Source organism: Nocardia sp. No.11 (assembly GCF_038752175.1).
Taxonomy (GTDB): Bacteria; Actinomycetota; Actinomycetes; order Mycobacteriales; family Mycobacteriaceae; genus Nocardia; species Nocardia canadensis.
The window spans coordinates 1-7431 of record NZ_JBCGFB010000192.1 but is presented as its reverse complement, the minus strand read 5'-3'; the positions used below and the strand labels follow the sequence as shown (position 1 = coordinate 7431).

Genomic DNA, 7431 nt, shown 5'->3' with positions numbered 1-7431 from the left:
TGCCGCGCGGTCCGCGTCCGAGCGACGCCGGAGCCCCGCGGCCGGGCGCCCGGCCCAGCGGGAAGCGGCACAAGAGAAGGAACTGACGGCGACAGCAGGGGGTCTCATCATGCGACGCGGCACGATTCGACTGATCACCGTGCTGGCCACGGCGGCCGTGAGCACCGGCCTGGTGGCGGGGTGCTCGAGCAAGAACCAGGTGCCCTCCATCGGGTACGCCGTCGACGCGGCGGTCGCCAGCTACAACGGCGGCAGCACGCTCGGGGCGAGCAGCGGCGCGGCCGCGGTGTTCGGCCGGGTGCTGACCGGGTTCTTCTACACCGGACCGGACGGTCAGCAGGTCGCCGACACCGACGCCGGTACCGCGAAGGAAGTGCCGGGCGAGACGCAGACCGTGCAGTACCGGCTCAACCCGGACGGGGTGTACTCCGACGGGGTGAAGACCTCCTGTGACGATCTGGTGCTGGCCTGGTCGGCGCGCTCGGGCCGGTTCACCCGCCCGGGTGACCGCGGCCCGGTTCCGCTGTTCGACGCCGCGAGCACCGCGGGCTACGCCGACATCGAGCGGGTCGACTGCCAGCCGGGCTCCAAGGACGCCACCGTGGTGTTCCGCCCCGGCAGGCACTACCTGCCGTGGCGGACCCTGTTCACCGCCGCCGAGCTGATGCCCGCGCACGTGGTGGCGCAGGCGGTCGGCGTGCCGAGCGTAGTGAGCGCCTTGCAGACCGGGGACGGGGCCGTGCTGGGCCGGATCGCCGACTTCTGGAACGCGGGCTGGACCATGAAGGCGGGCTCGCTCGACCTGACCAGGTTCCCGTCGTCGGGGCCGTACCGGATCGAATCCTTCACCGCGAAGGACGGTCTGGTCCTGGTCGCGAACGAGAAGTGGTGGGGCAGCCCGCCGGCGACCAGCCGGATCGTGGTGTGGCCCAAGGGCACCGACTACGCGGCCAAGGCGAAGGAGAACGCGTTCGGCGTGGTCGACCTGGGCGCCGGGTCGGTCGCCGACCTGGCGCTGGCCGGCTTCGACGAGCAGACGGTCGCCAGTCGCAGCGCCGAGCAGCTCGTGCTCGCCACCGGCGGGGTGTTCGGCCCCGTCGAGGTGCGCCGCGCGTTCGCCCAGTGTGTGCCGCGCCAGGCGCTGTTCGACACGCTGGGCAAGGCGGGCGAGGTGCCGAAGAGCGGACTCGGCGCGGGTCCGCTGAACGCCCATGTCGTGCAGCAGGATTCGCTGTACTATCCGGCCGTGATCGGCGCGGCCGACCGCTACAAGGGTGCCGACATCCCCGCCGCGACGGCGACGTTGGCCTCGGCGCGCGCCGCGCAGCCGACTGTCCGGATCGGCTACCAGGCGCCGGACGCGCGCCGGGCGAAGACCGTGGCCATGATCGCCGAGTCGTGCCGCGGCGCGGGCATCACCGTGGTCGACGCGGGCGCACCGGATTTCACACCGGCCAGACTGGCCGAGGGTGCGGTCGACGCCGTGCTCGGCGGCACCGCTGCGGTCCCCGGTCCGGCAGGCTCGACCACCGGGGTGGCCGCGTTCGCGGCGTTGCGGGCCGGTAGCGGCCTCGATGTCGGTGGTTTCGCCAACGGTCGCTACGATGCGATCACCGATCAGCTTGCGGGCGAGACGAACTCGACCGTGACGCTGAACCTGCTGACCGAGGCCGAGAACCTGCTGTGGGCGCAGCTGCCGAGCATCCCGTTGTTCGCGACCCCGCGCCTGATCGCCTTCGGCACCGGCATGCAGAACGGGATCGCCGGGCCGACCCAGGCCGGAACCGGATGGAACATGGATCGCTGGGTGTTGCAGCGATGAGCAGTGGTGACAGTCACGCGGGGCGTGACCGTGAGGGAGAGGTGTCGATGAGCAAGCACGCGGTGGTCGAGTCCGACGACCAGGTCAGCGCGCGGACCAGCAAGGCCGCCGACGCGGTGTCGCGGCTGACCCGCTGGCACGACGACTTCCCCACGCCGGGCGTGCGTTTCGCCGATCTGACTCCGGTGTTCGCCGACGCCGAGGGCTTCCGCGCGGTCATCGACTGCTTCGCCGCCGTGGTCCCCGACGCCGACATCGTCGCCGGCGTGGACGCGCGTGGGTTCCTGCTCGGCGCAGGCGTCGCGGCCACCCTCGGCACCGGCGTGCTCGCCATCCGCAAGGGCGGCAAGCTGCCGCCGCCGGTCGTGTCGCGCGAGTACCAGCTCGAATACGGTTCCGCCGCACTGGAAATCCCGGCCGACGGGGTGGAGCTCGCGGGCAAGCGCATCCTGCTGCTCGACGACGTCCTCGCCACCGGCGGCACGCTCGCCGCCGCGGCCGCGCTGTTCCGGGAGGTCGGCGCCGAGGTGGTCGCCGCCGCCGTGGTCCTGGAACTCGAGTTCCTGCAGGGCCGCGAGCATCAGGGCGACTACCCGGTGACCTCGATCGTCAAGCTGTAGCCGCGCGCCACATCAGCCACAGCGGCGGGCCGCCGGGGATGCGGATCTCGTCGGTCACCGTGAAGCCGAAGCGTTCGTAGTACGGCACATTGTCGGGGTTGCTGGATTCGAGATAGGCGGCCGCGCCCTCGGCGTCGATCCGGTCCAGCCGCGAGCGCAGCAGCGTGTGGCCGTATCCGGCACCACGATCCTCGGGGCGGGTGCCGATCATCGCCAGGTACCAGTGCGGAGTCGAGGGATGGTGCTGCTTGAGCAGGTCACCGACCGTTTTGCCGGCGCCGACGCGGCGCCCGAACGCATGGATCAGGCCGGGCACTACGCGCAGTTCGGCGCTTGCGGCGGGCTGGCGGTCCGGCGGCGTCCACAGCGCGGCGCCCGCGACGGAACCGTCCGGGCGCACCGCGAGGTCGGAGGCGTCGGCGGGGAAGAAGATGTGGCGGGCCATGGTGGCGAAGAACCGCGGCAGGCCGACGGCGCGCCGGTGCTCGTCGGGCAGGATCCAGCCCATGACCGGGTCGTGCTGGAACGCCGCGCCGAGCGCGTCGGCGGCGGCTCGCACGTCCGCCGGTGCGGCGGCGCGTACTCGTCTCGGCTCCGTCATCGGTCCTCCGGTCCCTGATCCAGCCTCCGGTGGCTGAGGATCGCCTGGCGTCCAGGCTAGCGTCCCGTGGGACCCGGTGATCGAGCTCACGGTGCCGGAAAAAGGGGTGGCGCGGGGGCGCGGCGGAGTGTTATCAATGAGTGGTCTTGTTCCCGGCGATCGGAGTCGTGCGTTGATTTCTTGAGGTAGCGCTCCCGGACGGTCCGCATTCTGCGCACCGTGTATCCGTCGCACCTCATAGGGGATCCGCATGACCTCTCTTTCTTTTTCCGATCTCTCCTTCCACTGGCCGGACGGCACCGTCGTGTTCGACGGGCTCGACGCCGTCGTCGGCCCCGGCCAGATCGGGCTGGTCGGCAGCAACGGCGCGGGCAAGTCCACCCTGATGCGGCTGATCACCGGCGCGTTGCGCCCGAATCGTGGCTCGATCACGGCGCCGGGGCGGATCGGCTACCTGCGCCAAGACCTCGGGATGCAGACCGGGCAGCGGGTGGAGACCGTGCTGGGCATCGCCGAGGTCAGGGCCGCATTGCACCGCATCGAACGCGGCGAGGGCGAACCCGAGGACTTCGACACCGTCGGGGTGCACTGGCAGATCGAGGACGAGGCGATCGCGCTGCTCGGCAAGCTGGGCCTGGACTACGTCGCCGGGTCGGTCGACGACCTGGACCGCACCCTCGACACGCTCTCCGGCGGTGAGACCGTGCTGCTCGGGCTGGTCGCCGAACTGCTGCGCGAGCCCGACGTGCTGCTGCTCGACGAGCCGACCAACAACCTCGACGCGGTCGCGCGCACCCGTCTCTACGAGGTGATCCGGCAGTTCCCCGGCACGGTTCTGGTGGTCAGCCACGACCGGGACCTGCTGGACCGGATGGACGGCATCGCCGAGCTGCGCGCAGGCGAGATCCGGTCCTTCGGCGGCAATTTCAGCGATTACGAACGCATCGTCGAGCAGGAACAGGAGGCGGCGCGCGCGGCGGTGCGCGACGCCCGCAGCGATGTCCGCAAGCAGGCCCGCGAACTGGTCGAGGCGCGGACCAAACTGGACCGCAGACAGCGGTTCGCGCAGAAGATGCAGGACAACAAGCGGGTGCCGAAGATCGTGGCGGGGCTGCGCAAGAACGCCGCCGAGGTGTCGGCGGGCAAGTTGCGTACCTCGCATCTGGAGAAGCTCGACTCCGCGCGCGAAACCCTCGATCAGGCCGAGGAATTGGTGCGGGCCGACCGGGAGATCCGGATCGACCTGCCCGGTACCCGGTTGTATCCGGGCCAGGATGTCGTCACCCTCGAGCAGGCGCGCCTGGCCAACGGCCCGGTGGTCGATCTGCGGGTGAGCGGGCCGGAGCGGATCGCGCTGACCGGGCGCAACGGGGCGGGCAAGTCCACCCTGCTGCGCCGGATCGTCGACGAGCGGCCCAAGGTGCCGTGGCGGCTGCTGCCCCAGCGGCTCGACGTGTTCGACGAGACCCGCAGCGTGTTCGACAACGTCGCCGACGCCGCGCCGCACGCGAGCGCCGAGCAGATCCGGGGACAGCTGGCGCGCTTCCTGTTCCGCGGGGCCGACGCCGATATCGCGGCCTCGGCGCTGTCGGGCGGCGAACGGCTGCGGGCCGCCCTGGCGACCCTGTTGCTCGCCGAACCGGCGCCGAAACTGCTGATGCTCGACGAGCCGACCAACAACCTCGATCTGCCCAGCCTGGCGCATCTGACCCAGGCACTGGCGAGTTTCGAGGGCGCGCTCATCGTGGTCAGCCACGACGCGCGGTTCCTCGACGACATCGGGGTGACCCGCACTCTCGAGCTCACGCCCGAGGGACTGGTCGAGTAGCGCGGCTACCGTGCGGCGGCCCGGCGGATGACCCCGGGATCGCCGCACATGGTGGTCCCAGCCGGAGCGCGACAGCGGGCCGAACCTGGCCTCGCCCAACGGGATCCGGGTGGTGTCCGAGCCGACGGTGTCGGTCCGGCGCAGGTCGCCGAGCACGCGATGGATCATCGTCGGCAGTGGGGATGCGCCCGGGTCTCTTGACGATCATCGTTTTGGTTGAATAGACTAAAACAACGATACAGAGAGGGAGTGGTTCTGATGGGGTATGGGCATTGGGATGACAGTGCGTACCGGGCGGGCAAGACGTTCCGGGCGCGCGCGGGGGAGGACGACTTCGGCTACACCGCGCAGATGCGGGAGCAGCCGTACGACACCTGGTGCGCGCATCCGCTGCTCGATCCGTTCGGCGTGGGTGTGCGGGAGTGCCGGGATTCGGCCGAGCACGGGAATTCGCTGCCGGTCGCGGTGCTGTTCGATGTCACCGGATCGATGGGTCGGGTGCCGCGGATCATGCAGGACAAGCTCGGGAAGCTGCACGGGCTGCTGAAGAGCAAGGGGTACGCGCAGGATCCGCAGATCCTGTTCGGGGCGATCGGGGACGCCGACACCGACCGGGTGCCGCTGCAGATCGGGCAGTTCGAATCCGACAACCGGATGGACGAGCAGTTGCGGGCCATCCTGCTCGAGGGCGGCGGTGGCGGGCAGAAGTCCGAAAGCTACGAGCTGGCAGCCTATTTCCTGGCCGAGCACGTCGCGACCGACGCCTGGGACAAGCGCGGGAAGCGGGGCTACCTGTTCATCATCGGCGACGAGCTGAACAAGCCGCGCGTGGCCGCCCGCCACATCAGGGCGGTCATCGGCGATCACGTGCGCCGCGACGTGTCGGTGGAGTCGATCTATCGCGAACTCGCCGAGCGCTGGCACGTCTACTACATCCTGCCGAATCAGTCGTCCTACTACCGGGATCCGGAGATCGCCGACCACTGGCGGGGCCTGCTCGGCCAGAACTTCCTGAAGCTCGACGATCCCGGCGCGGTGTGCGAACTGATCGCGCTGACCATCGGGCTGGGCGAGGACCGGGTCGACGTCGACACCGGGCTGGCCGACCTGCGCGATGTCGGGTCGGTGGACGAGGCCGACGCGGTGGGCCGGGCCCTCGGGGCGAGACCGTCCAGGCGGATCCGCGCGCTGCCGCCCGGCAAGTGACACGCGAGAAGGGAAGGAGCGCGGCCATGGTCGGTACGGAACATCTCGTCGTCGTCGATCTGGGCTTCGGTGACGCGGGCAAGGGCGCGACGGTCGACTGGCTGTGCGCACCGGAGGCCGGCCTCGGGGTGGCGGCGGTCGTGCGATTCAACGGCGGTGCGCAGGCCGCGCACAATGTCGTCGCCGACGGCCGTCACCACACCTTCGCCCAGTTCGGTGCGGGAACCTTCCACGGGGTGCCGACCGTGCTCTCGCGGCACATGCTCGTGGAACCGATCGCGCTCGCCGCCGAATCCGAGCAGCTCGCGGCACTGGGGGTGCCCGATCCGCTGGGCCTGCTCGCCGTCGACGGCCGGGCCCTGCTCACCACGCCGATCCACATCGCGGCCAACCGTGCCCGCGAGGACGCGAGGGGTTCCTCGCGGCACGGTTCCTGCGGTCGTGGCATCGGTGAAACGGCTTGGTATGCACTAAAACACGAGGCTCCTACGGTCGCCGACTGCCGCACGCCGGCGATCCTGCGCGGCAAGCTGGACCGGCTGGCCGCGCACTACGACGCGTTGATCGGGCCCAGCGCGCACGGCTACGAATCGATCGACGCGCTGGTGGCGATGTACCGCGATTTCGCCGGGGCGGTGCGTCTCACCGGCGACGGCGAACTCGCGCGGGCGGCGGCGCGCGGCAGGCTCGTGTTCGAAGGCGCGCAGGGAGTGCTGCTCGACGAATGGCGCGGTCTGCACCCGCACACCACGTGGTCGACGGTGGAACCGCGCCACGCCCGCGCGATGATCGCCGGGATCGGCGGCACCGCCACCGTGCTGGGTGTCACCCGGACCTACATGACCAGGCACGGCGCGGGCCCGCTGCCGACCGAAGCGCCGTTGGGAAACCCGGAGCCGCACAACGGCACCGGCCCCTATCAGGGTGCGTTCCGGCAGGGGCACCTCGATCCGATCCTGTTGCGCTACGCCGTCGACATCTGTGGCGGGATCGACGGGCTGGTGGTCAATCATCTCGATGTCACCGGAACCGCCTGCGCCGCAGCGGCATACGAGACCACGGCGGGCCCGGTCGCCGAGCTGGTGCCCGGCCGATGGCGTGATCTCGAGCACCAGCGACGGCTCACCGACCTGCTGTCGGCGGCGACACCGGTCCTCGAGCCTGTCGTCGGGGACCCGGCGGACTGGCTCGCCCACCGCCTCGGGGTGCCGGTGGTGTTGACCGGCCACGGACCGGATCGGCACGACCGCATCCTGCGTCGACCGGTGCTCGGCGCGGATTCGGCGGGCGTCGGGGCCCGTCTCGCCGCGACCGCGGCCCGGTCGGCGTGAACGAAGCCGGTCGGCGGGGCCGT

6 protein-coding genes are annotated in these 7431 nt (G+C 70.9%); 5 read left to right on the top strand and 1 reads right to left on the bottom strand.

Translation table 11 applies throughout. From position 1 onward, the window contains the following. Positions 1–109: 109 nt before the first annotated feature. Both V8688_RS30520 and V8688_RS30515 read left to right on the top strand, forming a co-directional pair. On the top strand, positions 110–1822 hold the full coding sequence (locus V8688_RS30520; RefSeq protein ID WP_218716427.1) for an ABC transporter substrate-binding protein: 1713 nt from the start codon (positions 110–112) through the stop codon (positions 1820–1822). 47 nt (positions 1823–1869) lie between these two features. Beyond that, positions 1870–2442, top strand: coding sequence for an adenine phosphoribosyltransferase (locus V8688_RS30515; RefSeq protein ID WP_218716410.1), 573 nt, complete (start codon positions 1870–1872; stop codon positions 2440–2442). Here V8688_RS30515 and V8688_RS30510 read toward each other — a convergent pair. Continuing rightward, a complete protein-coding gene (locus tag V8688_RS30510; protein ID WP_218716411.1) occupies positions 2432–3043 on the bottom strand; it encodes a GNAT family N-acetyltransferase in 612 nt (203 codons plus the stop codon). The two genes, V8688_RS30515 and V8688_RS30510, sit on opposite strands and share 11 nt — an antisense overlap. 250 nt (positions 3044–3293) lie before the next feature. Between V8688_RS30510 and V8688_RS30505 the strand changes: the two genes are divergently transcribed. The 3 genes from V8688_RS30505 to V8688_RS30495 all read left to right on the top strand — a co-directional run bounded on the left by V8688_RS30505 (position 3294) and on the right by V8688_RS30495 (position 7408). Next, on the top strand, positions 3294–4871 hold the full coding sequence (locus V8688_RS30505) for an ABC-F family ATP-binding cassette domain-containing protein (protein WP_316575434.1): 1578 nt from the start codon (positions 3294–3296) through the stop codon (positions 4869–4871). Positions 4872–5129: 258 nt separating this feature from the next. Then, complete coding sequence (locus tag V8688_RS30500; protein WP_342802242.1) at positions 5130–6077, top strand: hypothetical protein; 948 nt, start codon at positions 5130–5132, stop codon at positions 6075–6077. 26 nt (positions 6078–6103) lie between these two features. Further along, positions 6104–7408 (top strand): adenylosuccinate synthetase, encoded by a 1305-nt coding sequence (locus V8688_RS30495; protein WP_342802241.1) that lies wholly within the window; start codon positions 6104–6106, stop codon positions 7406–7408. Positions 7409–7431: the final 23 nt, after the last annotated feature.

What these genes read in the sequence shown, in the direction of transcription:
- V8688_RS30505 (WP_316575434.1), top strand. Translation starts at nt 3,294, where the DNA reads ATGACCTCTCTTTCTTTTTCCGATCTCTCCTTCCACTGGCCGGACGGC.
- V8688_RS30520 (WP_218716427.1), top strand. Translation starts at nt 110, where the DNA reads ATGCGACGCGGCACGATTCGACTGATCACCGTGCTGGCCACGGCGGCC.
- V8688_RS30495 (WP_342802241.1), top strand. Translation starts at nt 6,104, where the DNA reads ATGGTCGGTACGGAACATCTCGTCGTCGTCGATCTGGGCTTCGGTGAC.
- V8688_RS30510 (WP_218716411.1), bottom strand. Translation starts at nt 3,043, where the DNA reads ATGACGGAGCCGAGACGAGTACGCGCCGCCGCACCGGCGGACGTGCGA.
- V8688_RS30500 (WP_342802242.1), top strand. Translation starts at nt 5,130, where the DNA reads ATGGGGTATGGGCATTGGGATGACAGTGCGTACCGGGCGGGCAAGACG.
- V8688_RS30515 (WP_218716410.1), top strand. Translation starts at nt 1,870, where the DNA reads ATGAGCAAGCACGCGGTGGTCGAGTCCGACGACCAGGTCAGCGCGCGG.